The sequence below is a fragment of the Pseudomonas khavaziana genome (genome assembly GCF_036704165.1).
Taxonomy (GTDB): domain Bacteria; phylum Pseudomonadota; class Gammaproteobacteria; order Pseudomonadales; family Pseudomonadaceae; genus Aquipseudomonas; species Aquipseudomonas khavaziana.
In genome coordinates this window covers 4,804,265-4,829,082 of record NZ_CP129946.1, presented here as the reverse complement: position 1 = coordinate 4,829,082, position 24,818 = coordinate 4,804,265, and the positions used below count along the sequence as shown (strand labels likewise).

Below are 24,818 nucleotides of genomic sequence, written 5' to 3'. Positions count from 1 at the left end.
TGCATAGCAAGGCACATGCCATGGGTTGGAAGGTGGGTTCTGCCGTCAGCTTTCCATCATGATTGAACCTCTTGCGCCTCGCAGTATGGCCGCTTCTTCAAGCCATACAGCCCAGGAATATCCACGGTGCACGCTGATTCACCTGTAACGATCAAATACCGCTGGCTGTACCTGGTGCTGATCTGTGGCGTGTTGTTGCTGGGCAGTTGCGCTGTCTGGTGTGAGGCCGTTGACCACCGGGCAATCTGAGCCTGTGTAACGTGCGTTCCTGCAAACAGATCCTGAGTTTTCCCCCCTGAAAAAGGCCTTTGTCCATGCATCTGGAAATACTGTTGCAGGAGCAACTGATCAGCCGCAAGCGTCTGGCTGCGTTCGCACCGGGGAAGGTGCTGCCCTTGGATCCAGGCGTAACCCGATGTGTGGAGGTGCGGGTCAATGGACAACTGATGGCATTGGGTGAGCTGGTGCAACTGGAGGACCGGCTGGGGGTGGAGCTGCAGGAGACCTATCAGGAATGGATCTCTCAATAAGGGCGGGTAGCGAATTTTCCTACCGGAAGGTGCAAAAAATAATTGGCTGAATGGGTTTTGTCCTAGCGCGGGCCGAAGTGCCGATTTCTATAGTTGTGACATTGGCGCGAGCTGGCACAGGAAATAAGGATTTTGAATGGCAGTAGTCGAATGCAGAGGTGCGTATGGTCGTCGTGAATGCTGAACCTGCGACTTCCCTGGTCTTTGCTCGCTGGACTTTGCATGGCGATGGCCGGTTGACGGGCGGGCACGCGGACATTCAGTTGCCACCCAAGGAGGGGCAGGTTCTGCGCCTGCTGCTGGCCTCCGGTGGCACGTTGATGACCAAGGACCGTTTGTTGGAACTGGCCTGGTCCCGGGGCGAAGTGGCCGATGAGTCACTGACGCGGTGCATTTACTCCCTGCGCAAGCACCTGGGAACCGATAAAGGGTTTATCAAGACTATCTATGGCAAGGGGTATCGTTTTACCTGCCCGGTGCGGGTGGTGAGCGACCCATCAAGGCACGTTATGCACGTGTGTTCATTCTGTGGTCAGGCCAGCAATGCTTAAGGGGGGGAGCAGGGGCCTGCTGCTCGGCTTGCTGATGGGCAGCAACCAGGCATTGGCCTACTGCTGGGACGAAATGGCCAGGCGATACGACCTGGAACCTGAGTTGTTGCAGGCCATCGCTGCGGTAGAGTCGGGTTACCGCTCCCAGGCAATGAACTACACCAACCGCAACGGCACGCGTGATATCGGCCTGATGCAGATCAACAGCATCCACCTGCCGCGTTTACTCAAGCAGGGCATTACCGAAGAGCGTCTGCTGAACGAGCCTTGCCTGTCAGTGGAGGTCGGTGCCTCGATCCTGGCTGAGTTTATCCAGCGTTTCGGATATAACTGGACGGCGGTGGGTGCCTACAACGTCGGGCCGGGGCCAGGCCCGCAGCGTGAGGCACTACGTCTGCGGTACGCAGAAAGGATCTGGGTGCGTTATGAAGCGCTGGTTTCGCAGCGCCGATGAGATCAGCGCGGCGCGCCTCGCATGCGGCCCGCCACCCCGGCTATAATCGGCGCCACCTTTTGCCGCCATCCGAGTCTAGCCCGCCCATGTATACCCTGGCCCGCCAGCTGTTGTTCAAACTTTCCCCGGAAACCTCCCACGATCTGTCCCTGGACCTGATCGGTGCCGGTGGCCGCCTGGGACTCAATGGCCTGGTATGCAAGGCTCCGGCGAAAATGCCGGTGTCGGTGATGGGGCTGGATTTCCCCAACCCGGTCGGCCTGGCAGCCGGCCTGGACAAGAACGGCGCAGCCATCGATGGGTTCGCGCAGCTTGGGTTCGGCTTTGTCGAAATCGGCACCGTGACTCCGCGGCCGCAACCGGGCAACCCCAAGCCCCGCATTTTCCGCTTGCCGGAAGCCGAGGCGATCATCAATCGCATGGGTTTCAACAACCTGGGCGTCGACCATCTGCTGGCGCGGGTCCAGGCGGCGAAGTACACAGGTATCCTGGGTATCAACATCGGCAAGAACTTCGATACGCCGGTTGAGCGTGCGGTGGATGACTACCTGATCTGCCTGGACAAGGTCTACGCCCACGCCAGCTATGTCACCGTCAACGTCAGTTCGCCCAATACCCCGGGCCTGCGTAGCCTGCAATTTGGTGACTCCCTCAAGCAATTGCTCGAAGCCTTGCGCCAACGCCAGGAAGATCTGGCCGTGCGCCACGGCAAGCGTGTGCCATTGGCAATCAAGATTGCCCCGGATATGAGCGATGAAGAAACCGTGCTGGTGGCCCAGGCCCTGGTGGAGTCGGGGATGGACGCAGTGATTGCGACCAATACCACCCTCAGCCGCGTGGGCGTCGAAGGCCTGGCCCATGGCGACGAGGCGGGCGGCCTGTCGGGCGCGCCGGTACGGGACAAGAGCACCCATATTGTAAAGGTGCTGGCGGCCGAGTTGGCCGGGCGTTTGCCGATCATCGCAGTGGGCGGTATTACCGAAGGCAAGCATGCAGCCGAGAAGATCGCGGCTGGCGCGAGCCTGGTGCAGCTGTACTCAGGCTTTATCTACAAGGGGCCGGCGCTGATTCGTCAGTCGGTGGATGCCATCGCTGCCTTACGCTGACGCTGACGGCTAACCGGCAGGTAATAAAAAGGGCTCCATAAAGGAGCCCCTGGGCCGAAGCCCGCCGCCCGGATGGGGCGCGCGTGGTTAAGTCATTACATATTCAGAGGTGGTGTGTCGGAATTTAATGCCCTGATTAGCCGACGGCGTGAAGTTCGTTGAGTCTGTGGATGCCCGCAGTGCCAGTCATACCGTCCCAGTTGTCGCCGCGTCCTTCTCGCCAGCCGTTGATCCAGGCTTGGCGTACCGACGGTAGAGTAAATGGGCAAAGCTCACGGGATTTTCCATGAACACCATATTGATATCCGCGTAAAAATGCTCTTTCCAACGGATCACGCTTAAGTCTTCTCATAGGGTGTTTCCCTCACTTGTTGACTGTCTAGATATCCTTCGGCCTTGTCCAAGGCCGGGCAGAGTTTTTCTGCCGTTGGTGGGCTCGCTGCCGGCGTGGCGAGCCGATGTGTCGGCGTCGTGACGGCGCCAACCTGTGTTGAGTTCTAACCAATAGGTCACATGGATTCAATGATCGTTTTGTCATAAGCACGTAACGATAACGATGCTATAGCCATAAGCTGGGATGGCTTTTCGTCCCTTTTATGGGGCAAAGCCAGCTATGATGTGCCCTGCAAAGAGAAAGGGTTTAATCCTTTAGTGAGAATTTCCGCCTGTTGCAGTCGGTTATTATTCGACGAAGGGTCAGATTATTTCTTTTTGTTGCGGATGTAATCGCTAAAAAGTTCTCTCTGCCCCGTCAACAAAGGCCCGAGGGCCCGTCAGACGGGGTGGAACGGCACATTCGTGCCACGCGAGCACTCTTCAAGAAAAGTGCTCGATTGAAAACCGAGCCGGCGATGCGTCGCCCGTTCATTTATTGCTGAAAAGCCTGGAATGCCCCATGTCGGACCGTTTTGAACTCTTCCTCACTTGCCCCAAAGGCCTCGAAGGCCTGCTGATCGAGGAAGCCGTCGGGCTTGGCCTTGAGGAAGCCCGCGAGCACACCTCGGCTGTGCGCGGCATGGCCGACATGGAAACCGCGTACCGCCTGTGCCTGTGGTCGCGCCTGGCCAACCGTGTGCTGCTGGTACTCAAGCGCTTCCCGATGAAGGATGCCGAGGACCTCTATCATGGCGTGCTGGATATCGAATGGGCCGACCACATGGTGCCCGATGGCAGCCTGGCGGTGGAGTTCAGCGGTCATGGCTCGGGCATCGACAACACCCACTTCGGCGCGCTGAAGGTCAAGGATGCGATCGTCGACAAGCTGCGCACCCCGACCGGCGAACGTCCGTCCATCGACAAGATCAACCCCGACCTGCGCATCCACCTGCGCCTGGACCGTGGCGAAGCCATCCTGTCCCTGGACCTGTCCGGCCACAGCCTGCACCAGCGCGGCTACCGCCTGCAGCAGGGCGCGGCACCGTTGAAGGAGAACCTGGCGGCGGCGATTTTGATCCGCGCCGGCTGGCCACGCATTGCCGCCGAAGGCGGCGCGCTGACTGACCCGATGTGCGGCGTCGGCACCTTCCTGGTCGAAGGCGCGATGATTGCCGCCGACATGGCCCCCAACCTCAACCGCGAACTGTGGGGCTTCACCACCTGGTTGGGCCACGTCCCGGCGCTGTGGAAGAAGCTGCACAGCGAGGCCGCCGAGCGCGCGGCCATCGGCATGAACAAACCGCCGTTGTGGGTACGCGGCTACGAAGCTGACCCACGCCTGATCCAGCCGGCACGCAACAACATCGAGCGCGCTGGCCTGAGCCATTGGATCAAGGTGTATCAGGGCGAAGTCGGCACCTTCGAGCCGCGCCCGGACCAGAACCAGAAAGGCCTGGTGATCTGCAACCCGCCCTACGGCGAGCGTCTGGGTGACGAAGCCAGCCTGTTGTACCTCTACCAGAACCTCGGCGAGCGCCTGCGCCAGGCGTGCATGGGCTGGGAAGCGGCGGTGTTCACCGGCGCGCCGGACCTGGGCAAGCGTATGGGCATCCGCAGTCACAAGCAGTATTCGTTCTGGAACGGTGCATTGCCGTGCAAATTGCTGCTGATCAAGGTCAATCCGGATCAGTTCGTCACTGGCGAGCGTCGCACTCCGGAACAGCGTCAGGCCGAGCGTGAGCAAGCGGCCTACGACCAGGCCCCTACCGAGCCGGTCGAGCGCCAGTACAACAAGAACGGCAACCCGATCAAGCCGGCCCCGGCACCCGTGGTGGAACAGGCACGCTTGAGCGAAGGCGGGCAGATGTTTGCCAACCGCCTGCAAAAGAACCTCAAGCTGTTGGGCAAATGGGCCAAGCGTGAAGGCGTGGATTGCTACCGTGTGTATGACGCTGACATGCCTGAATACTCCATGGCCATCGACCTGTACCACGATTGGGTGCATGTGCAGGAATACGCCGCGCCGAAATCCATCGACCCGGAAAAAGCCTCGGCCCGCATGTTCGACGCCCTGGCAGCGATTCCCCAGGCCCTTAACGTCGACAAGAGCCGCGTGGTGGTCAAGCGTCGTGAGCGCCAGAGCGGTACCAAGCAATACGAGCGCCAGAGCGCCCAGGGCAAATTCACCGAAGTCAGCGAAGGCGGCGTGAAGTTGCTGGTCAACCTCACCGACTACCTGGACACCGGCCTGTTCCTCGATCACCGCCCGATGCGCATGCGTATCCAGAAGGAAGCGGCGGGCAAGCGCTTCCTCAACCTGTATTGCTACACCGCCACCGCCAGTGTGCACGCTGCCAAGGGCGGTGCGCGCAGCACCACCAGCGTCGACCTGTCCAAGACTTACCTGGACTGGGCGCGTCGCAACTTCTCGCTTAACGGTTTCTCCGACAAAAACCGCCTGGAGCAGGGTGACGTGATGGCCTGGCTGGAAGCCAGCCGTGATGAGTTCGATATGATTTTCATCGACCCGCCAACCTTCTCCAACTCCAAGCGCATGGAGGGCATCTTCGACGTGCAGCGCGACCACGTGCAGTTGCTCGACCTGGCCATGGCCCGCCTGGCACCGGGTGGCGTGTTGTACTTCTCCAACAACTTCCGCAAGTTCCAGCTCGAAGACAACCTCAGTGAACGCTATGCGGTCGAGGAAATCAGCGACAAGACTATCGATCCGGATTTTGCGCGCAATGCGAAGATCCACCGGGCCTGGAAAATCACCGCACGCTGATTAAACATCAAGAGTTCTGAATGCGCTGAGTATCCAGTGTGGGAGGGGGCTTGCTCCCGATAGCAGAGTGTCAGTCAGCCGATGTATTGACTGATTCACCTCTATCGGGGGCAAGCCCCTTCCCACATGAGCCCCCGCATTCTTTTGGCTGGTCAAACACCCGACCGATGGCTATAACTTAAAGTCCTAGCCAAAGTGACACCCCCGCACGCTGGCGTTGTGAGTGTTGCTTATGCCGATGCAAGCCGTCCGCCCGAAAATCCTTGGTTTTATCAGTGAGCAGGCATCGGCTTGGCTGGTGGCGTTGGTGGTGTTATTGGCCGGCAGCGCGCTGACGGTGATAGTCGCATGGGCGGCTGCCGACCTGTATCAGCAACAAGTGCGCCAGCGGTTCCAGTTGCTGGTCAACGAACGCTATACCCGCATTCAAGAACGTTTTGAAGACCAGGAGCAACGCCTGGGTAGCTTGCAGCGTTTTTTCGTCAACTCCGGCGACGTGTCCCGTGCCGAGTTCGACGGTTTCGCCCAACCGCTGTTGTTGAATGCCCGTGCCTATGCCTGGGCGCCGCGCATATTTCGCGAGCAACGCAGCCTGTTTGAACAGGACATTTCCCGCCAACGTGGCGTCCCTTTCAGCATCCGTGAACTGAACACTGTGGGTGAGTTGGCGCGCGCCGCCGAGCGCGATGAATACGTGCCGGTGCTCTTCAGCCAGACGCAAAGCTTGCTGGGCTCGCCGTTGGGGTTTGATCTGCTGGCCCAGCCTCTACGGCGCTCGGTGTTGGAACGCGCCCAACACAGCGGCAAGTTGGCGGTATCACAACCCATGCAATTAGTGGGCGTGGAGCCTGCCTATGCGGCGGGTGTGCTGCTGGTGGCTCCCGTGAGCAAAGTTGCCGATACCGAGCCCTACGGTTTTGTCATGGCGGTGATCAGCATGCGCCAGTTGGTTGCCGATGGCTTGCCCCGGTCGAACCGCGACAATCTGGTGATGCAGATCGTCGACACTTCCGACACTCAGCAACGGGTGTTGTATGAGTCCAGCAATGCCGTGGGCGACAGCGACTTAAGGGCGGCTCGCCGTCTCGTCCTGGGGGACCATGTCTATGCCCTGAGCCTGCGTGCGAGCGAAATATTCGACAAGTCCAACCATTCCTCGATGCGCGCCATCCTGGCCATGGGCGTGTTGCTCAGCGCCTTGCTCAGTGCGTTGCTCTACGTGCTGGTCAGCCAGCGTCAGCGAGCCCTGAAGCTGGTGGAGCAACGCACCGTGCAGCTACGCGCCCGAGAGCAGGAGTTACGCGGTGCCCATGGGCAATTGCGCAGTGTGCTCAATGCAGCGACTCAAGTGGCCATCATCGCCACGGACTTGCGCGGTGTGATCAATACCTTCAATGCCGGCGCCGAACAGATGCTGGGCTTGAAAGCTGAGGAGGTGCTGGGCCACCTGACGCTGGAGAGCTTGCATGTGGGCGTGGAGCTCGAAGCGCGCGCGGGGCTTTTAAGTCTGGCGCTAGGCAAGCGTATTCCGCCGAGCCAGGCGATGCTGGTGGAAAGCCCGGACAGCCAGCATGAAGCCCGCGAGTGGACGCTGGTACGCAAGGACGGCAGCCAGTTGACAGTCAACATGCTGGCGACCGTGCTCTTGGATGACTATGGTTTGTGGGTCGGGTACCTGGCGATTTACCTGGACGTCACCCAACAAAAGCGCGCCTATGAGGCCTTGGCCGCCCGTGACCGCCTGCTGAAGAAACTCAGTGCGCATGTGCCGGGCGGGATCTTCCAGTTCACCCATGAGCCCCAGGATAATTGGCGCTTCATCTATGCCAGCGAAGGCATGCGCGATATCTATGAAATTGAACTGAGTGTATTGCAGCAGGATGCGGGCAGGGTATTCGAGCGCATTCATCCCCTGGACGCCGAGCGCGTGCGCGCCTCGATACGCTTGTCGGCGCTGCAGCTGAGCCATTGGCGCGAAGAGTACCGTGTGCAATTACCCCAGCGCGGCTTGCGCTGGATTCGCGGCGAGGCTACGCCTGAGGAGTTGCCGGGAGGTGGAACGCTTTGGCACGGTTATGTATCGGATATCTCCGACCTTAAACGGGTCGAGGAAGAACTGCGTGCGCTGTCGATCACCGATTCCCTGACGGGGATCTATAACCGTCGCTACTTCCAGGATCGCCTCAAGGGCGAGGTGCTACGGCTTAATCGCAACTGCGGTGCGTTGTCGCTGATCATGCTTGATATCGATCACTTCAAGCGCATCAATGATCAGCACGGGCACGGGGTGGGCGACGCAGTGCTGCAGGAGTTGTGCAAGCGCATAGGCCAACGCGTACGCCGCACCGACGTGTTTTGCCGGCTGGGTGGGGAAGAGTTCGCGGTGCTGTGCCCCAATACTGATGGCACCCAGGCCTATAGCCTGGCGACTCAGTTGTGGCAGTCGTTGCGCGACACGTCGATGGAACCGGTGGGCATCGTCACCGCCAGCTTTGGCGTGGCCAGCTGGCGGATCGATGAAGATATCGACGGATTGCTGCTGCGCGCTGATTCGGCGGTGTATGTGGCCAAGCAGGCGGGCAGGGACCGGGTCGAGGCGTGTGGAAGTGGGCAAGCCCTAATGCCAGACGGTTTGTAGGAGCGAGATTGCTCGCGAAAAAAACATCGGCGCCGCGTTTATTCAGGAGTCACGCGTTATCGCTGAGGTTTTTCGCGAGCAAGCTCGCTCCTACAGGGTAGTGTGGTGCTTTAGAGAACCGGCGCGGCGGCAACGGCCTTCGGCTGGCGATACAGGTCCAGCAGCACCTGGTCCAGCACCGACGAGGCGCCCCACGGTTTGTTGTCATTGAGGATCGCCACCACCGCCCAGGTATTGCCGTTGTTGTCGCGGCTGTACCCGGCAATGGCACGCACGGTATTCAATGTGCCGGTCTTCACATGGGCTTCGCCGCGCATGGCGGTGGTCTTCAGGCGTCTGCGCATGGTGCCGTCGGTGCCAGCGATTGGCATCGAGCTGATGTACTCCGCCGCATAGGGGCTTCTCCAGGCCGCTTGCAGCATGGCCGCCATTTCGCGGGCGCTGACCCGTTCGGCGCGGGACAGGCCAGAGCCGTTTTCCATCACCAGGTGCGGCGCGGTGATGCCTTTCTTCGCCAGCCACTGGCGCACGACGCGTTGCGCGGCCTTGGCATCGTCTCCATCGGCATCGTTGCGAAACTGCGCGCCCAGGCTCAGGAACAACTGCTGGGCCATGGTGTTGTTGCTGTACTTGTTGATGTCGCGGATGATTTCCGCCAGGTCCGGTGAGAACGCACGGGCCAGCACCTTGGCGTCCTTGGGCACCGGCGCCTGGATATCACGGCCCTGGATGGTGCCGCCCAATTCCTTCCAGATTGCACGCACGGCACCGGCGGTGTAAGTGGCGTGGTCAAGCAGCGACAGGTAAGTCTGCGAGCTGCAGCCATCGGCCAGTTGGCCGCTGACAGTCACGGTCACACTGCCGTCGGCGGCAGTCACGGGGCTGTAGCGCACATCACCGGTGCACTGCTTGGCGTTGGTGACCTTCACTTGGTTATCTATACGAATGCTGGCAATCGGCGGCTCAACCGACACGATCACCCGCCCCGAATCGTTGCGGGTCACGAAGCGCAGGGCCTTGAGGTTGACCAGCAGGGCATCGGGCTTGACCAGGAACGGCTTGTTTTCGTCATTGCCGTCGTCGTTGAACTCAGGCAATTGCGGCTGGTTGAAGAAGTTGCGGTCCAGTACCAGGTCGCCAGTGACTTGCTGCACGCCGTTGGCGCGCAGGTCGCGCATCAGCAGCCAGAGTTTTTCCATGTTCAGCTTGGGGTCGCCACCGCCCTTGAGGTACAGGTTGCCGCGCAACACGCCGCCGCTGAGGGTGCCGTCGGTGTAGAACTCGGTCTTCCACTGGTGGTTGGGGCCGAGCATTTCCAGGGCCGCGTAGGTGGTGACCAGCTTCATGGTAGAGGCCGGGTTCACTGAGACATCGGCGTTGAAGACGGTGGCTGTGCCGGGGCCGTTCAGTGGCAGCATCACCAGGGACAGCGCGGTGTTTTGCAGCTTGGCTTTCTGCAGGGCCTGGGCAACGCTGGGCGGCAGGGTGGTATTAATAGGGGCAGCAGTGGCACAGAAGGCCAGTGGCAAGAGGAAACTGGCGACTAACACTGAACGTAAAGATTTGATCATAAGAGGTAAAACCCTACTGCTGAGGAGGGTGAAAAGGTGAGGGGTATGAAAGAAAATCCCTCAATGGTCACGAAAGTGTCGGCATTATGCCCCAAGCTGGAACCACTTGTAGCTCAACGATAGCTGCTAATCGCGGTTTTTTTGTCGGCAATTGCCCGCCCGTCCCAGAGAGTCGGGCAATTGCCGCCTTAAACTGCTAAAGTGCCGCCCGTTATTACTTATGAGGATTGTTCCAATGGCGACTAACCGTTCCCAGCGTCTGCGCAAAAAACTGTGCGTTGATGAATTTCAAGAGCTGGGTTTCGAACTGAACCTGGACTTCAACGAAGGCCTGAGTGAAGAAGCTATCGACGCTTTCCTCGAAGCATTCATCAAAGAAGCCATGGAAGCCAACGGCCTGGGCTATGTCGGCGGCGACGACTACGGTCTGGTTTGCCTGCAGAAGCGTGGCTCGGTTTCCGAAGAGCAGCGCGCTGCTGTTGAAGCCTGGCTGAAAACCCGTTCCGAGCTGACCAAGGCTGAAGTCAGCCCGCTGCTGGACGTGTGGTATCCGGAAAAGCCGATCAACGCGGCCAAGTGATACTAAAAAAAACGGCGACCTGAGGGTCGCCGTTTTTTTATGCCTTGCGCCAATTCAGAATCAGCAACGTCAGCACCCCCGCCACAATCCCCCAGAACGCCGAACCGATGGAAAACAACGTCAAGCCTGACGCCGTGACCATAAAGGTGATCAGCGCCGCTTCCCGTTCTTTCGGCTCATTCATGGCAATACTCAGGCCGTTGATGATTGAGCCAAACAGCGCCAGGGCTGCAATCGACAGTACCAATTCCTTTGGCAGCGCTGCGAACAGTGCCGCCAACGTGGCGCCGAATACCCCGGCAATCCCGTAGAACACCCCGCACCACACCGCTGCGGTGTAGCGCTTGTTGCGGTCTTCATGGGCATGGGGCCCGGTGCAGATCGCCGCGCTGATGGCCGCCAGGTTGATACCGTGGGAGCCGAACGGTGCCAGCACCAGCGAGGCCAGGCCGGTGGTGGTGATCAGCGGCGACGCCGGCACGTTGTAGCCGTCGGCCCGCAGCACGGCAACGCCGGGCATGTTCTGCGAGGTCATGGCCACCACGAACAATGGAATGCCGATGCTGATGGTCGCCGCCAGTGAGAAGTGCGGCGTGGTCCACACCGGGGTCGCCACTTCCAGGTGGAAGCCGCTGAAATCCAACAACCCCATCAACCCAGACAGCGCGGTGCCAATCAGCAACGCGGCGAGCACGGCATAACGCGGGGACAGACGCTTGATGACTAGATAGGTGAAAAACATCCCCAGCACCAGTCCGGTACGATGCTGCGCGGCGACAAAAATCTCGCTGCCGATCTTGAACAGGATTCCCGCCAGCAGTGCCGCCGCCAGCGACGCCGGGATCCGCTTGACCAGCTTTTCAAAGCTGCCGGTCAACCCGCAAATCGTTACCAGCACCGCGCAGGTGATGTAGGCGCCAATGGCCTCGCCATAACTCACGCCGCCTAAACTTGTGATCAACAGCGCCGCGCCGGGTGTGGACCAGGCGATGGTAATAGGCGTGCGATAGCGCAACGACAGGCCGATGCTGCACACCGCCATGCCGATGGAAATCGCCCAGATCCACGAGGAAATCTGCGCCGTGGTCAAGCCGGCGGCCTGGCCGGCCTGGAACATCAGCACCAGGGAACTGGTGTAGCCGGTCATCATGGCGATAAAGCCGGCGACGACGGCCGACGCGGAAGTATCGGCCAGCGGGCGCAAGGGCGCTTGGGTGGCATCGGTCATGGAGGGGTATTCCTTTTACCTGACTACGCACAGTGTAGGAGCGAGCTTGCTCGCGAAAAACGCCAACGATGACGCGCGGTTTCTGGAGGATTGCTGCGCTCTCGGATTTTTCGCGAGCAAGCTCGCTCCTACAGTGCGATATCGTTTATGGGAAATCGTGGAATCAAGCCTAAACTCAAACGTAACGAGTCATTGCAATACAGCCGGGGCCGCAAACAGCCGTACAGTGTGTTGGCGCATCGGGTTGTGTACAATGTGCACTGTTTTTAGGTGATACTTGCCAGCAAACCTTTGTTGCCGTATTACCGTTATTTCGCCGCCGTTCTCCCTACCCGAGTGCCCATGAACGAACAGTTGCAACCTCTCAAGAAACAACCGCGAGCCGGCAAGGCCGGTCGCAGCGGAACCCAGGACGATATCGTCTACGCGCATATTTTCGAGGCGATCCTCGAACAACGCCTGGCGCCCGGAACCAAATTGAGTGAAGAGGCACTGGGCGAGATCTTCGGCGTGAGCCGCACCATTATCCGCCGTGCGCTGTCGCGCCTGGCCCATGAAGGCGTGGTGCTGCTGCGGCCCAATCGCGGCGCGGTAGTTGCCAGCCCAAGCGTGGAAGAAGCGCGCCAGGTATTCATGGCCCGGCGCCTGGTGGAGCGGGCGATCACTGAATTGGCGGTGCAGCACGCCACCGCCGAGCAGTTGGCCGAGTTGCGCCAGATGGTCAACGACGAGCGCGACAGCTTTTCCCGTGGCGATCGCGGTGCGGGTATACGCCTTTCGGGCGAATTCCACCTGAAACTGGCCGAGGCAGCAAAGAACGCGCCGCTGATCAGCTTCCAACGCAGCCTGGTGTCCCAGACCTCATTGATCATCGCCCAGTACGAAAGTGGCAACCGCTCGCACTGCTCCTACGATGAACACACCCAGTTGATCGACGCGATCGAAGCCCGCGATGCGGTGCTGGCGGTGAACCTGATGATGCATCACATGGACCACATCGACAGCAAGCTCAACCTCGATGAAGAAAGCGCGTCGGATGACCTGCATGCGGTGTTCTCGCACCTTTTACAGACCAAGAAGCCAGGGCGCCCGTCGGTAAAACTCTAATCTCCCTGATTCACTGGGGGACAAAAATGTGGGAGGGGGCTTGCTCCCGATAGCAGAGTGACAGTAGCAGATAGGCTGACTGACACACCGCTATCGGGAGCAAGCCCCCTCCCACATTGGTTTTGTGTTGTGGCTGGAATCAGCGTTGATGCACCAACTGCCCGGCCGCATAGGTCTGCAACACCGCTCGATCATCCCCCAGTGTCATCAGCACAAACAACGTCTCGGCAATATTATTGGCCTGCTTCAAGCGATAGCTGAGCAGCGGCGTGGCGTTGTAGTCCAGCACCAAAAAGTCCGCATCCGTGCCAGGCTGCAACGTGCCGATCCTGTCTTCCAGGCGCAACGCCCGCGCACCACCCAGTGTCGCCAGGTACAGCGACTTGAACGGGCTTAACCGTGCGCCCTGCAACTGCATGACCTTGTAGGCTTCATTCAATGTTTGCAGGAGCGAGAAGCTGGTACCGCCACCCACATCGGTGCCCAGGCCTACGTTGAGTTTGTGTTTTTCCGCCATCGGCAGGTTGAACAAACCACTGCCGAGAAAGAGGTTCGACGTCGGGCAGAATGCGACCGCCGAGCCGGCCTCTGCCAAGCGTGCGCACTCGTCATCACACAGGTGCACGCCGTGGGCAAATACCGAGCGCTCGCCCAGCAGTTTGTAGTGGTCGTACACATCCAAGTAGCCGCTGCGCTCCGGGAACAGTTCCTTCACCCACTCGACTTCCTGCTTGTTCTCGCTGATGTGGGTCTGCATGTACAGGTCCGGGTATTCCCCCAGCAGTTTCCCGGCCAGCGTCAATTGTTCCGGCGTGCTGGTGGGGGCGAAGCGAGGCGTCACCGCATAGTGCAAGCGGCCCTTGCCGTGCCAGCGTTCGATCAGCGCCTTGCTTTCCTGGTAGCCGGATTCAGGCGTATCAGTCAGATAGTCCGGCGCGTTGCGGTCCATCATCACCTTGCCGGCGATCATGCGCAGGTCGAGCTTCTCGGCCGCTTCAAAGAATGCATTCACCGATTGCGGGTGCACGCTGCCGAATACCAACGCAGTGGTGGTGCCGTTGCGCAGCAGTTCCTTGATGAAGATGTCCGCGACTTCCTCGGCGTGGGCCTTGTCGGCGAACTGGCTTTCACACGGGAAGGTGTAGGTGTTGAGCCAATCCAGCAGTTGCTCGCCATAGGCACCGACCATGCCGGTCTGCGGCAGGTGGATATGGGTGTCGATCAGGCCGGGGGTGATCAGCGCGTCCTGGTAGTGGGTGATGTCGATATCGGCAGGCAGGCTCGGCAGCAGATCGCTGGCGTGACCGAGCGCGCTGATCTGGCCATTGTCGATCACCAGCAGGCCATCTTCGAAATACTCGTAGGAGGCTTCGATGCCAACCACGGCAGGGTCGTCGATGCTGTGCAGTATGGCGGCACGGTAGGCTTTGCGAGTCAAAGGCATGGTTATCTCAACTTAGATAGCTTGGCTGCGGCGCGAAGCCGGCAGCAATTTGGCAATGGGTTCGGCGCCGGCAGTGTGCTGTCCGAAATTGGCGTTATAGGTGGCGATGATTTCGCCGGCAATGGAGATAGCGATCTCCACCGGCAACTTGCCCTTCACCTCGGTGAGGCCCATGGGGCAGCGCATGCGTTGCAGCTGCGCGGTGTCGAAGCCGCGGTCACGCAGGCGGTGTTCGAATTTCACGCGCTTGGTCTTCGAGCCGATCAGGCCGAAGTAGGCGAAGTCATTGCGCTTGAGCAGGGCGGCAGTGAGTTCCAGGTCCAGCGAGTGATTGTGGGTCATGACGATGCAGTAACTACCCGCTGGCAGGTCGGCAATTTCATCGACCGGCTCTTCGCTGACGATTTTACGCGCGCCTTGCGGGATGTGCTGCGGGAATTCCTGCTCGCGGGAATCGATCCAGCGCACCCGGCAAGGCAGGCTCGCCAGCAATGGCACCAACGCACGGCCGACGTGGCCGGCGCCAAACACGGCGATGTGCGCCTGCGCCTGGCCCATGGGTTCGAACAGCAGCACGGTCACGCCACCGCAGCACTGGCCCAGGCTGGCGCCGAGGCTGAAGCGCTCCAGATGGGTGTTCTGCTGGCCGCGCACCAACATGTCTCGGGCGATCTGCATCGCCTTGTATTCCAGATGCCCGCCGCCGATGGTGTCGAAGGTATGGGCGGCGCTGATGACCATCTTTGAACCGGCATTGCGCGGCGTGGAGCCGAGCTCTTCGATGATGGTCACCAGTACGCAGGGTTCGCCCTGGTCTTGCAGGGTGGCGAGGGCGCTGATCCAGTTGTTCATGTTCACCTCAACATTACTGTTGTCAGTTCGGTCGTCATCGGGAGCAAGTCGAATCGTCGCACCGCCCCTCCCACATTTGCTCTGTGAATACCTTCAAATGTGGGAGGGGGCTTGCCCCCGATGGCAGCGCCGCGGTCTAGAGCGAAGCCATCTCAGTTTCAGCCTCAATGGCCTTCACCGCCTGTACCTGCCGCATCTGCTCACACCCCCACAACACCCGCTCCGGCGTCGCCGGCGCATCGATCTTCGGCTGCTGGCGATAGTCAGCCAAACTCGCCACCGCATCCTTGATCGCGCACCACGAAGCAATCCCGAGCATGAACGGCGGCTCACCCACGGCCTTGGAGTGGAACACCGTGTCTTCCGGGTTCTTGCGGTTTTCCACCAGCTTGACCCGCAGGTCCAGCGGCATGTCCGCTACGGCGGGGATCTTGTAGCTGGCCGGGCCGTTGGTCATCAGCTTGCCCTTGTCGTTCCACACCAGCTCTTCCATGGTCAGCCAGCCCATGCCCTGGATAAAGCCGCCTTCGACCTGGCCGATGTCGATAGCCGGGTTAAGCGAGGCGCCCACGTCGTGGAGGATGTCGGTGCGCAGCATCTTGTATTCGCCGGTCAGGGTGTCGACGATCACTTCACAACAGGCGGCGCCGAAGGCGTAGTAGTAGAACGGCCGGCCCCGCGCCTGACTGCGGTCGTAGAAGATTTTCGGGGTCTTGTAGAAGCCGGTGCTCGACAGCGATACCTGGGCGAAATACGCCTGCTGGATCAACGCTTCGAACGTCAGGATCTGCTCGCGTACGCGCACATGGCCGTTGCGGAACTCCACGTCCGCTTCGCTGACGTCGTACTTGCGCGCGGCAAATTCCACCAGGCGCTGCTTGATGGTCTCAGCGGCATTCTGCGCCGCCTTGCCGTTAAGGTCCGCACCGCTGGAAGCGGCAGTGGGCGAGGTGTTGGGCACCTTATCGGTGTTGGTGGCAGTGATCTGTACGCGGTCGATGTCCACCTGGAACACTTCAGCCACCACCTGGGCGACCTTGGTGTTCAAGCCCTGGCCCATCTCGGTGCCGCCGTGGTTCAAGTGGATGCTGCCGTCGGTGTAGATATGGATCAACGCACCGGCCTGGTTGAGGAAGCTGGCGGTAAAGGAAATGCCGAATTTCACCGGGGTCAGCGCCAGGCCTTTTTTCAGGATCGGGCTGTGGGCGTTGTACAGGCGAATCGCGTCGCGGCGCTCGGCATACTGGCTGCTGGCTTCAAGCTCGGCGGTCATCTCTTCGAGCATATTGTGTTCGACGGTCTGGTAGTAATGGGTGACGTTGCGCTCGGTCTTGCCGTAGTAATTGGCCTTGCGCACCACCAACGGATCGAGGGCCAGATGGCGAGCGATGGCGTCCATCACTTCCTCGATGGCGACCATGCCCTGGGGGCCGCCGAAGCCGCGATAGGCGGTGTTGGACGCGGTGTTGGTCTTGCAGCGATGGCCGTTGACCGTGGCATCGCCCAGGTAATACGAGTTGTCGGCGTGGAACATGGCGCGGTCGACAATCGAGTTGGACAGGTCCGGCGAGCAGCCGCAGTTACCCGCCAGTTCCAGGTTGATGCCGTGCAGGCGACCGCTGTCGTCGAAGCCCACGTCGTATTCGATATAGAAGGGGTGGCGCTTGCCGGTCATCAGCATGTCTTCGACCCGTGGCAGGCGCATCTTGGTCGGCTGACCAGTGAGGCGCGCCACCACCGCGCACAGGCATGCGGGGCTGGCGGCCTGGGTTTCCTTGCCGCCAAAACCACCGCCCATGCGGCGCATGTCGACCACGATCTTGTTCATCGACACGTCGAGTACTTCGGCCACCAGCTTCTGCACTTCGGTGGGGTTTTGCGTGGAGCAGTAGACGATCATGCCGCCGTCTTCGGTGGGCATGACCGAGGAGATCTGGGTTTCCAGATAGAAGTGTTCCTGGCCGCCGATGTGCAGGGTGCCCTGGATACGGTGCTTGGCGCTCGCCAGCGCCGCGGCCGAGTCACCGCGCTGGTGGGTGTGGCTGTCGAGCACGAAATGCTTGTTGCGAAAGGCCTCGACTACATCCAGTACCGGCTCCAGATCTTCGTATTCGATCACGGCGGCCATCGCCGCCTTGCGGGCAGTCTCCAGGTCGCGGGCCGCCACGGCCAGCACCACCTGGCCTACGAACTGCACGGTGTCGATGGCCAGCAACGGGTCGCCGGGCATCAATGGGCCGATGTCTTTCAGGCCCGGTACGTCTTCATGGGTGATGACAATGCGCACGCCATCAAAGGCATAGCAGGGCGCAGTGTCGATGCTGAGGATGCGGGCGTGGGCACGGTCGGACAGGCGCGCATACAGGTGCAACTGGTTGGGAAATTCCAGGCGGTCATCGATGTACTGCGCTTCGCCGCTGACGTGTTTGGCGGCGCTGTCATGCTTGACGCTGCGGCCGACCCCGGAGGTCAAGTCCTGGGCAAACAGCTCGGCCAGTTCGGCCTGGGTCTTTACGACGGCGTGATGGTTAGACATAAGCGGTCACCCGAGTCTCGATGTGCGGCGTTTGCAGCTCGATGAAGTATTTGCGCAGCAGGTTCTGCGCGCTGAGCAGGCGGTATTCCTTGCTGGCGCGGAAGTCCGACAGTGGGGTGAAATCCTCGGCCAGGGCGGCGCAGGCTTTTTCCACGGTGGCGCTGTTCCAGGTAGCGCCCACCAACGCGGCTTCGCAGCTTTTTGCGCGTTTTGGCGTGGCGGCCATGCCGCCGAAGGCAACGCGGGCTTCGTTGATTACCCCATTGTCGATCTTCAAGTTGAACGCGGCGCAGACTGCGGAAATATCATCGTCCAGTCGCTTGGACACCTTATAGGCACGAAACAGCGCATGGCCTTTGGGTACGATGATCTTCTCGATGAACTCGCTGTCCTGGCGAGCGGTGACGCGGTAATCGATGAAATAGTCTTCCAGTGCCAGGGTGCGGCGGGTGTTGCCTTTGCACAGGACGATCTGCGCACCCAGGGCAATCAGCAGCGGTGGCGAATCACCAATCGGCGAGGCGTTGCCGATATTGCCGCCCAGGGTGCCCTGGTTGCGGATCTGCAGGGAGGCGAAGCGGTGCAACAGCTCGCCAAAGTCCGGGTAGTGGTGATGCAGCGCGGCGTAGCAATCGGAGAGGGCCGTGGCCGCGCCGATTTCCAGGTGGTCGTCGAAATCTTCGATGCGCTTCATTTCTTCAATGTTACCGACGTAGATCATCACCGGCAGGGTGCGATGGAACTGGGTGACTTCCAGCGCCAGATCGGTGCCGCCGGCCAGCAGGCGGGCTTGGGGGTAGGCATCGTAGAGGTCAGCCAGGTCGGCGACGGTCAGCGGCACCAGGCAGCGTTTGTCGCCGCTGTTGAGTTCGCCGGTCTGGGTTGGTGCGATGCTTTTGAGACGTGCAATGGTGTCGGCCTGGCGACTGTCGAACTGGTCCTGGGGCTTGTTGCAGCAGGCTTGTTCAGCGGCGGCGAGGATCGGGCGATAACCGGTGCAGCGGCACAGGTTGCCGGCCAGGGCTTCATGGGCTTTCTGGCTGTCGGGGGCATCGCTGTTCTTTTGCAGGGCAAACAGCGACATGACGAAACCCGGGGTGCAAAAGCCGCACTGCGAGCCGTGGCACTCGACCATGGCCTGTTGCACGCTGTGCAGCTGGCCCTGGTGCTTGAGGTCTTCGACGCTGATCAGTTGCTTGCCGTGCAACGACGACACAAAGGTCAGGCAGGAATTGAGGCTGCGATAACGAATCTGCTCGGCACCCTGATCGTTGGTGTGCAATTCGCCGACCACCACGGTGCACGCACCGCAGTCGCCGCTGGCGCAGCCTTCCTTTGTACCGGGCTTGCCCACATGCTCACGCAGATAGTTGAGCACGGTCAGGTTGGGGTCCAGGGCGTGCTCACTACGGAGTTCCTGGTTGAGTAAAAACTGGATCACGGAAGGCCTCGCAGACTCATTATTGTTGTTAACCGCTTTGCGCCGAATCTAGTCATGTCTGACTTTTCGGTCAATGGTTTTCTGACTTAAGGGTCAAGAAAATGCGGTCGCAACACTTTCAATTATGGTTCAGTCTTCTGGAACCGGTGTTTTGGGCGGTGTGCAGGCTTTGCACATTGCTTATTTCATGCCAAATTCGCCACGGTGGGCGTAGCGCCATCAGCGGGCCAATGCGCTACACTGCCGCGCTTGTACCGATAGAAGATTTTGAAGGGAAAACATGACGTTCAAGGCGCCGGACAGTCTCGCCGAGCAAATTGCTCACCACCTCGCCGAACGTATCATTCGCGGCGATCTCAAGCCTGGGGAGCGGATCCAGGAACAGAAGGTCACGCTGGCGCTCAACGTCAGCCGTGGTTCCGTGCGTGAAGCCTTGCTGATCCTTGAGCGTCGCCACCTGATCGCAATACTGCCGCGCCGTGGCGCCCATGTCACCGAGCTCACCGCGCACAAGGTGCAGAGCCTGTGTACGTTGATGGGCGAGATGTACATCCTGCTCGGCAACGCGGTAGCCGAAGGCTGGCAAACCCAGGCCGACATGGCGCCGTTCCTGCAGATCCAGCAACGGCTGCAAGCCAGTTACGAGCGTGAGGATATCCGCGCCTTCGTCGAAGAAAGCTTCAATGTGATGCGCGCCGCCTACCCCTTCGCCAACAATCCGTATCTGCAGGAAACCGTCGAAAACCTGCAACCGGCGATGAACCGCGCTTATTACCTGGCCCTGGATCAGCGCAAGGCGTCCATGAGCGAATATCTGGCGCTGTTCGAGCAATTGCTGGCTGCCGTACTGGCCCGTGATCTGGTGCAAATTCGCCTGGTGCTGTCGGCTTACTGCGAGCGCAGCAGCTCGCTGGTCATCGCTGCGCTGGCGGACGCCTAGACGTGCGGCTCAAGTGCATCAAGTTGGCGGGGTTCAAATCCTTCGTCGACCCCACTACGGTGAACTTCCCCAGCAACATGGCGGCAGTGGTTGGGCCCAATGGCTGCGGCAAGTCGAATATCATCGACGCCGTACGCTGGGTGATGGGCGAGAGCTCGGCAAAAAACCTGCGCGGCGAGTCGATGACCGACGTCATCTTCAATGGCTCCACCAGCCGCAAGCCGGTGAGCCAGGCCAGCATCGAGCTGGTGTTCGATAACTCCGACGGTACTCTGGTCGGTGAGTACGCGGCCTATGCGGAAATCTCGATCCGCCGCAAAGTCACCCGCGACAGCCAGAACAGCTACTTCCTCAACGGCACCAAGTGCCGTCGTCGCGACATCACCGACATCTTCCTCGGCACAGGCCTGGGCCCGCGCAGTTATTCGATCATCGAACAGGGCATGATCTCCAAGCTGATCGAAGCCAAGCCCGAAGACCTGCGCAATTTTATCGAAGAAGCGGCGGGTATCTCCAAGTACAAGGAGCGTCGTCGCGAGACCGAAAACCGCATCCGCCGCACCCATGAAAACCTCGCCCGCCTGACTGACCTGCGCGAAGAGCTGGAGCGCCAGTTGGAGCGCCTGCACCGCCAGGCCCAGGCCGCCGAAAAATACCAGGAATACAAGGGCGAAGAGCGTCAACTCAAGGCGCAACTCTCGGCCCTGCGCTGGCAGGCGCTGAATGACCAGGTGGGCCAGCGCGAAGCGATCATTGGCACCCAGGAAATCAGCTTCGAAGCGCTGGTGGCCGAGCAGCGCAACGCCGACGCCAGCATCGAGCGCCTGCGTGACGGCCACCATGAACTCTCCGAACGCTTCAATCTGGTGCAGGGCCGTTTCTATTCAGTGGGCGGCGATATCGCTCGAGTCGAGCAGAGCATCCAGCACGGCCAGCAGCGCCTGCGCCAGTTGCAGGATGACCTGAAGGAAGCCGAACGCGCGCGCCTGGAAACCGAATCGCACCTGGGCCATGACCGCACCTTGCTGCTGACCCTCGGCGAAGAGCTGGACATGCTCACCCCCGAGCAGGAAATCACCAACGCTGCCGCCGAAGAAGCCGCCGCCGCCCTGGAAGAAGCCGAAACCACCATGCACGGCTGGCAGGAGCAGTGGGACGCCTTCAACCTGAAATCGGCCGAGCCACGCCGCCAGGCCGAGGTGCAGCAGTCGCGCATCCAGCAGCTGGAAACCAGCATGGAACGCCTGGCCGAGCGCCAGCGCCGTCTGCAGGAAGAGCGCGTATTGCTCGCCGCCGACCCGGAAGACGCGGCGATCATGCAGTTGAGCGAGCAACTGGCCGAAAGCGAAATGACCCTCGAAGAGCTGGAGGCCAGCGAAGAACAGCAAGTGGAGCGCCTGGAGCAATTGCGTCAGCAATTGCACACGGCGACCCAGGCGCAGCAACAGGCCCAGGGGGATTTGCAGCGTCTCAATGGTCGCCTGGCATCCCTTGAAGCGCTCCAGCAAGCCGCGTTGGACCCTGGCACAGGCACGGCCGAATGGCTGCGCGACCAGCACTTGGCCGAGCGTCCGCGCCTGGCCGAAGGCTTGAAGGTAGAGGCCGGTTGGGAGCTGGCGGTGGAAACCGTTTTGGGCGCCGATTTGCAAGCCGTGCTGGTGGACGATTTTGGCGGCTTTGACCTGGCCGGCTTTGCCCAGGGCGACCTGCGCCTGCTCAGCCCTGCGGCCGATGGCACGCGGGTGCCGGGCAGCCTGCTGGACAAGGTTGAGGCGGCGATCGACTTGTCGCCGTGGCTGGGCCAGGTCAAGCCGGTTGAGTCACTTGAGCAGGCCCTGGCCCAGCGCGGCCAGTTGACGGCCGGCGAAAGCCTGATCAGCCGCGACGGTTATTGGATCGGCCGCCACTTCCTGCGGGTACGCCGTGCCAGTGAAGCCGAAAGCGGTGTATTGGCCCGAGGCCAGGAAATTGTCAATCTGACCGCCGAGCGTGAGGAGCGCGAAGCCACCCTCGAAAGCCTGGAAACCGAACTGCAAACCCTGCGCGCCACCCAGCGCCAGCAGGAGACCGGCCGCGAACACCTGCGCCGGCTGTTGCAAGACGAGGCGCGCCAGCAGGGCGAATTGAAAGCCCAACTGTCGGCGAGCAAGGCCAAGGTCGAACAACTGACCCTGCGCCTCACACGCCTCGATGAAGAAGTGGCCGAGATGGGCGAGCAGCGCGCCCTGGAACACGAACAGATCGGTGAAGCACGCCTGCAATTGCAGGAAGCCCTCGACAGCATGGCCCTGGACACCGAGCAGCGCGAGTTGCTGCTGGCCCAGCGCGACAGCCTGCGCGAGCGCCTCGACCGCGTACGCCAGGAAGCGCGCCAGCACAAGGATCACGCCCACCAGTTGGCAGTGCGCCTCGGCTCGTTGCGCGCCCAGCATGATTCCACGCGTCAGGCCCTCGAGCGCCTGGAGATGCAGTCCGAACGCCTGACCGAAAAGCGCGAGCAACTGAGCCTGAACCTGGAGGAGGGCGAGGCGCCACTGGAAGAGCTGCGCCTCAAGCTCGAAGAGTTGCTCGATAAGCGCATGACCGTCGACGAAGAACTCAAGACCGCGCAGATCGCCCTCGAAGATGCCGATCGCGAACTGCGTGATGCTGAAAAGCGCCGCACCATGGCCGAGCAGCAATCCCAGTTGATCCGCGGCCAGCTCGAACAACAGCGCATGGAATGGCAGGCCCTGACTGTGCGGCGCAAGACCTTGCAGGACCAGCTGCTTGAAGACGGCTATGACCTGCACGGCGTGCTCAACACCTTGACCGCCCAGGCCAATGAGAAAGACGCCGAAGAAGAACTTGAACGGATTGCCGCACGCATCCAACGCCTGGGCGCGATCAACCTCGCGGCCATCGATGAGTACCAGCAGCAGTCCGAGCGCAAACGTTACCTGGATGCCCAGGACGCCGATCTGGTGGAAGCCCTGGACACCCTGGAAAACGTGATCCGCAAGATCGACAAGGAAACCCGCAACCGCTTCAAAGATACCTTTGATCAGATTAATGGCGGTTTACAGGCGTTATTCCCAAAAGTTTTCGGTGGTGGCAGCGCTTACTTGGAACTGACGGGCGAAGATCTACTCGATACAGGGGTAACGATCATGGCGCGGCCTCCGGGCAAGAAGAACAGCACCATCCATTTGTTGTCCGGCGGCGAAAAGGCGCTGACCGCATTGGCCCTGGTATTTGCCATCTTCAAGTTGAACCCGGCGCCGTTCTGCATGCTCGACGAAGTGGATGCGCCGCTGGATGACGCTAACGTGGGACGCTACGCTCGGTTGGTCAAAGAGATGTCCCAGACCGTGCAGTTCATCTATATCACCCACAACAAGATCGCCATGGAAATGGCCGATCAGTTGATGGGGGTCACGATGCACGAGCCGGGTTGTTCGCGATTGGTCGCGGTGGATGTGGAAGAAGCGATGGCGATGGTGGAATCCTGAACCACGCCAGGAGAGAGAATTTTCAGCACGATGTAGGGCGGTTTACCGGTCTGGCGAAAGTGGCAAATGGACATATTTGTTCAAGGCATTTTGACAGACGGTGTAAAGTTGTCTTTGGTCGTGCTAGTTTAATGTCAATTTTTCGTGTGCGTGGGCAAAACGCCAGTCAGAACATAGAGTTGGCGCCACGTTTTAAAGCGGTTTGCACGGTGCTAAACCCCTTATTTTTCAGCATTTTTTATAGAGGCACGGGATTACATGGAAATCGGTCTGCGCGAGTGGCTGATCGTCATCGGCATTATTGTCATTGCCGGTATTCTTTTTGATGGCTGGCGCCGGATGCGCGGTGGCAAGGGCAAGCTCAAGTTCCGCTTGGACCGAAACCTGTCCAACCTGCCCGACGACGACAGCAGCGCCGAGCTGCTGGGGCCGCCCCGTGTGCTGGATACCCATAAAGAGCCGCAACTGGACGAACACGACTTGCCGTCGATGAGCGCGCCGGTGCGTGAAGCTCGCGAGCCGTCGTCCAAGCGCGGCAAGCGTGGCAGTGCAGCGGTAGCCGAACCGCACCAGGGCGACCTGAACCTCGACGTTGATGACGGCCCGAGCTTCAGCAGCCGTGACAACGATTTCCCCGACGAGACCCCGACCAAAAGCGCAGCGCGCCAATCGGTGAACGATCAGCCGGCCGCCGAAGAAGTGCTGGTGATCAGCGTGATCTGCCGCGATGCCGGTGGTTTCAAAGGCCCGGCACTGTTGCAGAACATCCTCGAAAGCGGCCTGCGTTTTGGCGAGATGGATATCTTCCACCGCCACGAAAGCATGGCCGGCAATGGCGAAGTACTGTTCTCCATGGCCAACGCGGTCAAGCCGGGCACCTTCGACCTGGACGATATCGACCTGTTCAGCACTCCGGCGGTGAGTTTCTTCCTCGGCCTGCCGGGCCCGCGTCACCCGAAACAAGCGTTCGACGTGATGGTGGCTGCGGCCCGCAAGCTGTCCCAGGAACTCAACGGCGAGCTCAAGGACGACCAACGCAGCGTCCTGACCGCCCAGACCATCGAACATTACCGTCAGCGCATCGTCGAGTTCGAGCGTCGCGCCCTGACACAGAAACGCTGAGGTTCGATCATAAGCGTTGTCTGTAGAATCCATGCACTAACATATTGAGCAGCTTCGGCTGCTCTTT

At 60.4% G+C, this 24,818-nt stretch carries 19 protein-coding genes; 12 read left to right on the top strand and 7 right to left on the bottom strand.

The genetic code is table 11. The annotated features are described in order from the left end of the window. Nucleotides 1-126 precede the first annotated feature (126 nt). The 5 genes from QYQ93_RS21470 (at nucleotide 127) to QYQ93_RS21450 (ending at nucleotide 2,641) form a co-directional block, all read left to right on the top strand. Complete coding sequence (locus QYQ93_RS21470; protein ID WP_268794451.1) at nucleotides 127-249, top strand: hypothetical protein; 123 nt, start codon at nucleotides 127-129, stop codon at nucleotides 247-249. A 65-nt stretch (nucleotides 250-314) separates the two neighbouring features. Continuing rightward, nucleotides 315-530, top strand: a complete 216-nt coding sequence (locus tag QYQ93_RS21465) for a FliM/FliN family flagellar motor switch protein (protein WP_043047071.1) — start codon at nucleotides 315-317, stop codon at nucleotides 528-530. A 164-nt stretch (nucleotides 531-694) separates the two neighbouring features. Then, on the top strand, nucleotides 695-1,081 hold the full coding sequence (locus QYQ93_RS21460) for a winged helix-turn-helix domain-containing protein (RefSeq protein ID WP_043047070.1): 387 nt from the start codon (nucleotides 695-697) through the stop codon (nucleotides 1,079-1,081). Further along, nucleotides 1,074-1,535 carry a transglycosylase SLT domain-containing protein gene (locus QYQ93_RS21455; protein WP_043047069.1) on the top strand — a complete coding sequence of 154 codons (462 nt, stop codon included), beginning with the start codon at nucleotides 1,074-1,076 and terminating at the stop codon, nucleotides 1,533-1,535. Before QYQ93_RS21460 ends, QYQ93_RS21455 begins: the two co-directional genes overlap by 8 nt. An 86-nt stretch (nucleotides 1,536-1,621) precedes the next feature. After that, nucleotides 1,622-2,641, top strand: coding sequence for a quinone-dependent dihydroorotate dehydrogenase (locus QYQ93_RS21450; RefSeq protein WP_043047068.1), 1,020 nt, complete (start codon nucleotides 1,622-1,624; stop codon nucleotides 2,639-2,641). Between the two features lie 136 nt (nucleotides 2,642-2,777). On the opposite strand, the gene rmf is transcribed toward QYQ93_RS21450, so the two are convergent. Continuing rightward, nucleotides 2,778-2,993 (bottom strand): ribosome modulation factor, encoded by a 216-nt coding sequence (rmf, locus tag QYQ93_RS21445; protein ID WP_002553055.1) that lies wholly within the window; start codon nucleotides 2,991-2,993, stop codon nucleotides 2,778-2,780. Nucleotides 2,994-3,536: 543 nt separating this feature from the next. Between rmf and rlmKL the strand changes: the two genes are divergently transcribed. Continuing rightward, nucleotides 3,537-5,801: a bifunctional 23S rRNA (guanine(2069)-N(7))-methyltransferase RlmK/23S rRNA (guanine(2445)-N(2))-methyltransferase RlmL gene (gene rlmKL, locus QYQ93_RS21440; protein ID WP_043047067.1), complete on the top strand. Its 2,265-nt coding sequence runs from the start codon at nucleotides 3,537-3,539 to the stop codon at nucleotides 5,799-5,801. A 232-nt stretch (nucleotides 5,802-6,033) separates the two neighbouring features. After that, the gene (locus tag QYQ93_RS21435) at nucleotides 6,034-8,439 is read left to right on the top strand and encodes a diguanylate cyclase (RefSeq protein WP_338475428.1); all 2,406 of its coding nucleotides are present in this window, start codon (nucleotides 6,034-6,036) and stop codon (nucleotides 8,437-8,439) included. A 110-nt stretch (nucleotides 8,440-8,549) separates the two neighbouring features. Here the strand turns inward: QYQ93_RS21435 and dacB are convergent, their stop codons facing one another. Beyond that, a complete protein-coding gene (gene dacB, locus QYQ93_RS21430) occupies nucleotides 8,550-10,010 on the bottom strand; it encodes a D-alanyl-D-alanine carboxypeptidase/D-alanyl-D-alanine endopeptidase (RefSeq protein WP_338475427.1) in 1,461 nt (486 codons plus the stop codon). A gap of 235 nt (nucleotides 10,011-10,245) precedes the next feature. On the opposite strand from dacB, the gene QYQ93_RS21425 reads away from it, so the two are divergent. After that, nucleotides 10,246-10,590, top strand: a complete 345-nt coding sequence (locus QYQ93_RS21425; RefSeq protein WP_003193255.1) for a YggL family protein — start codon at nucleotides 10,246-10,248, stop codon at nucleotides 10,588-10,590. 37 nt (nucleotides 10,591-10,627) lie between these two features. Here the strand turns inward: QYQ93_RS21425 and QYQ93_RS21420 are convergent, their stop codons facing one another. Then, on the bottom strand, nucleotides 10,628-11,818 hold the full coding sequence (locus QYQ93_RS21420; protein ID WP_043047064.1) for a benzoate/H(+) symporter BenE family transporter: 1,191 nt from the start codon (nucleotides 11,816-11,818) through the stop codon (nucleotides 10,628-10,630). A gap of 342 nt (nucleotides 11,819-12,160) precedes the next feature. Between QYQ93_RS21420 and QYQ93_RS21415 the strand changes: the two genes are divergently transcribed. Further along, nucleotides 12,161-12,925 (top strand): GntR family transcriptional regulator, encoded by a 765-nt coding sequence (locus QYQ93_RS21415; RefSeq protein ID WP_043047063.1) that lies wholly within the window; start codon nucleotides 12,161-12,163, stop codon nucleotides 12,923-12,925. 139 nt (nucleotides 12,926-13,064) lie between these two features. On the opposite strand, the gene guaD is transcribed toward QYQ93_RS21415, so the two are convergent. The 4 genes from guaD to xdhA all read right to left on the bottom strand — a co-directional run bounded on the left by guaD (nucleotide 13,065) and on the right by xdhA (nucleotide 19,198). Continuing rightward, complete coding sequence (gene guaD / locus QYQ93_RS21410) at nucleotides 13,065-14,369, bottom strand: guanine deaminase (protein WP_338475426.1); 1,305 nt, start codon at nucleotides 14,367-14,369, stop codon at nucleotides 13,065-13,067. 12 nt (nucleotides 14,370-14,381) lie between these two features. After that, nucleotides 14,382-15,221, bottom strand: coding sequence for a xanthine dehydrogenase accessory protein XdhC (gene xdhC, locus QYQ93_RS21405; protein WP_338475425.1), 840 nt, complete (start codon nucleotides 15,219-15,221; stop codon nucleotides 14,382-14,384). 136 nt (nucleotides 15,222-15,357) lie between these two features. After that, nucleotides 15,358-17,757, bottom strand: a complete 2,400-nt coding sequence (gene xdhB / locus QYQ93_RS21400; protein WP_338475424.1) for a xanthine dehydrogenase molybdopterin binding subunit — start codon at nucleotides 17,755-17,757, stop codon at nucleotides 15,358-15,360. Continuing rightward, on the bottom strand, nucleotides 17,750-19,198 hold the full coding sequence (gene xdhA / locus QYQ93_RS21395) for a xanthine dehydrogenase small subunit (RefSeq protein ID WP_043047059.1): 1,449 nt from the start codon (nucleotides 19,196-19,198) through the stop codon (nucleotides 17,750-17,752). The genes xdhB and xdhA overlap by 8 nt, the downstream gene beginning before the upstream one ends. A gap of 280 nt (nucleotides 19,199-19,478) precedes the next feature. Between xdhA and QYQ93_RS21390 the strand changes: the two genes are divergently transcribed. The 3 genes from QYQ93_RS21390 (at nucleotide 19,479) to zipA (ending at nucleotide 24,751) form a co-directional block, all read left to right on the top strand. Beyond that, nucleotides 19,479-20,138, top strand: coding sequence for a GntR family transcriptional regulator (locus QYQ93_RS21390; protein ID WP_124401540.1), 660 nt, complete (start codon nucleotides 19,479-19,481; stop codon nucleotides 20,136-20,138). A gap of 2 nt (nucleotides 20,139-20,140) precedes the next feature. Next, complete coding sequence (smc, locus tag QYQ93_RS21385) at nucleotides 20,141-23,629, top strand: chromosome segregation protein SMC (protein ID WP_338475423.1); 3,489 nt, start codon at nucleotides 20,141-20,143, stop codon at nucleotides 23,627-23,629. Nucleotides 23,630-23,887: 258 nt separating this feature from the next. Then, a complete protein-coding gene (gene zipA, locus QYQ93_RS21380; RefSeq protein WP_043047056.1) occupies nucleotides 23,888-24,751 on the top strand; it encodes a cell division protein ZipA in 864 nt (287 codons plus the stop codon). Nucleotides 24,752-24,818 lie beyond the last annotated feature (67 nt).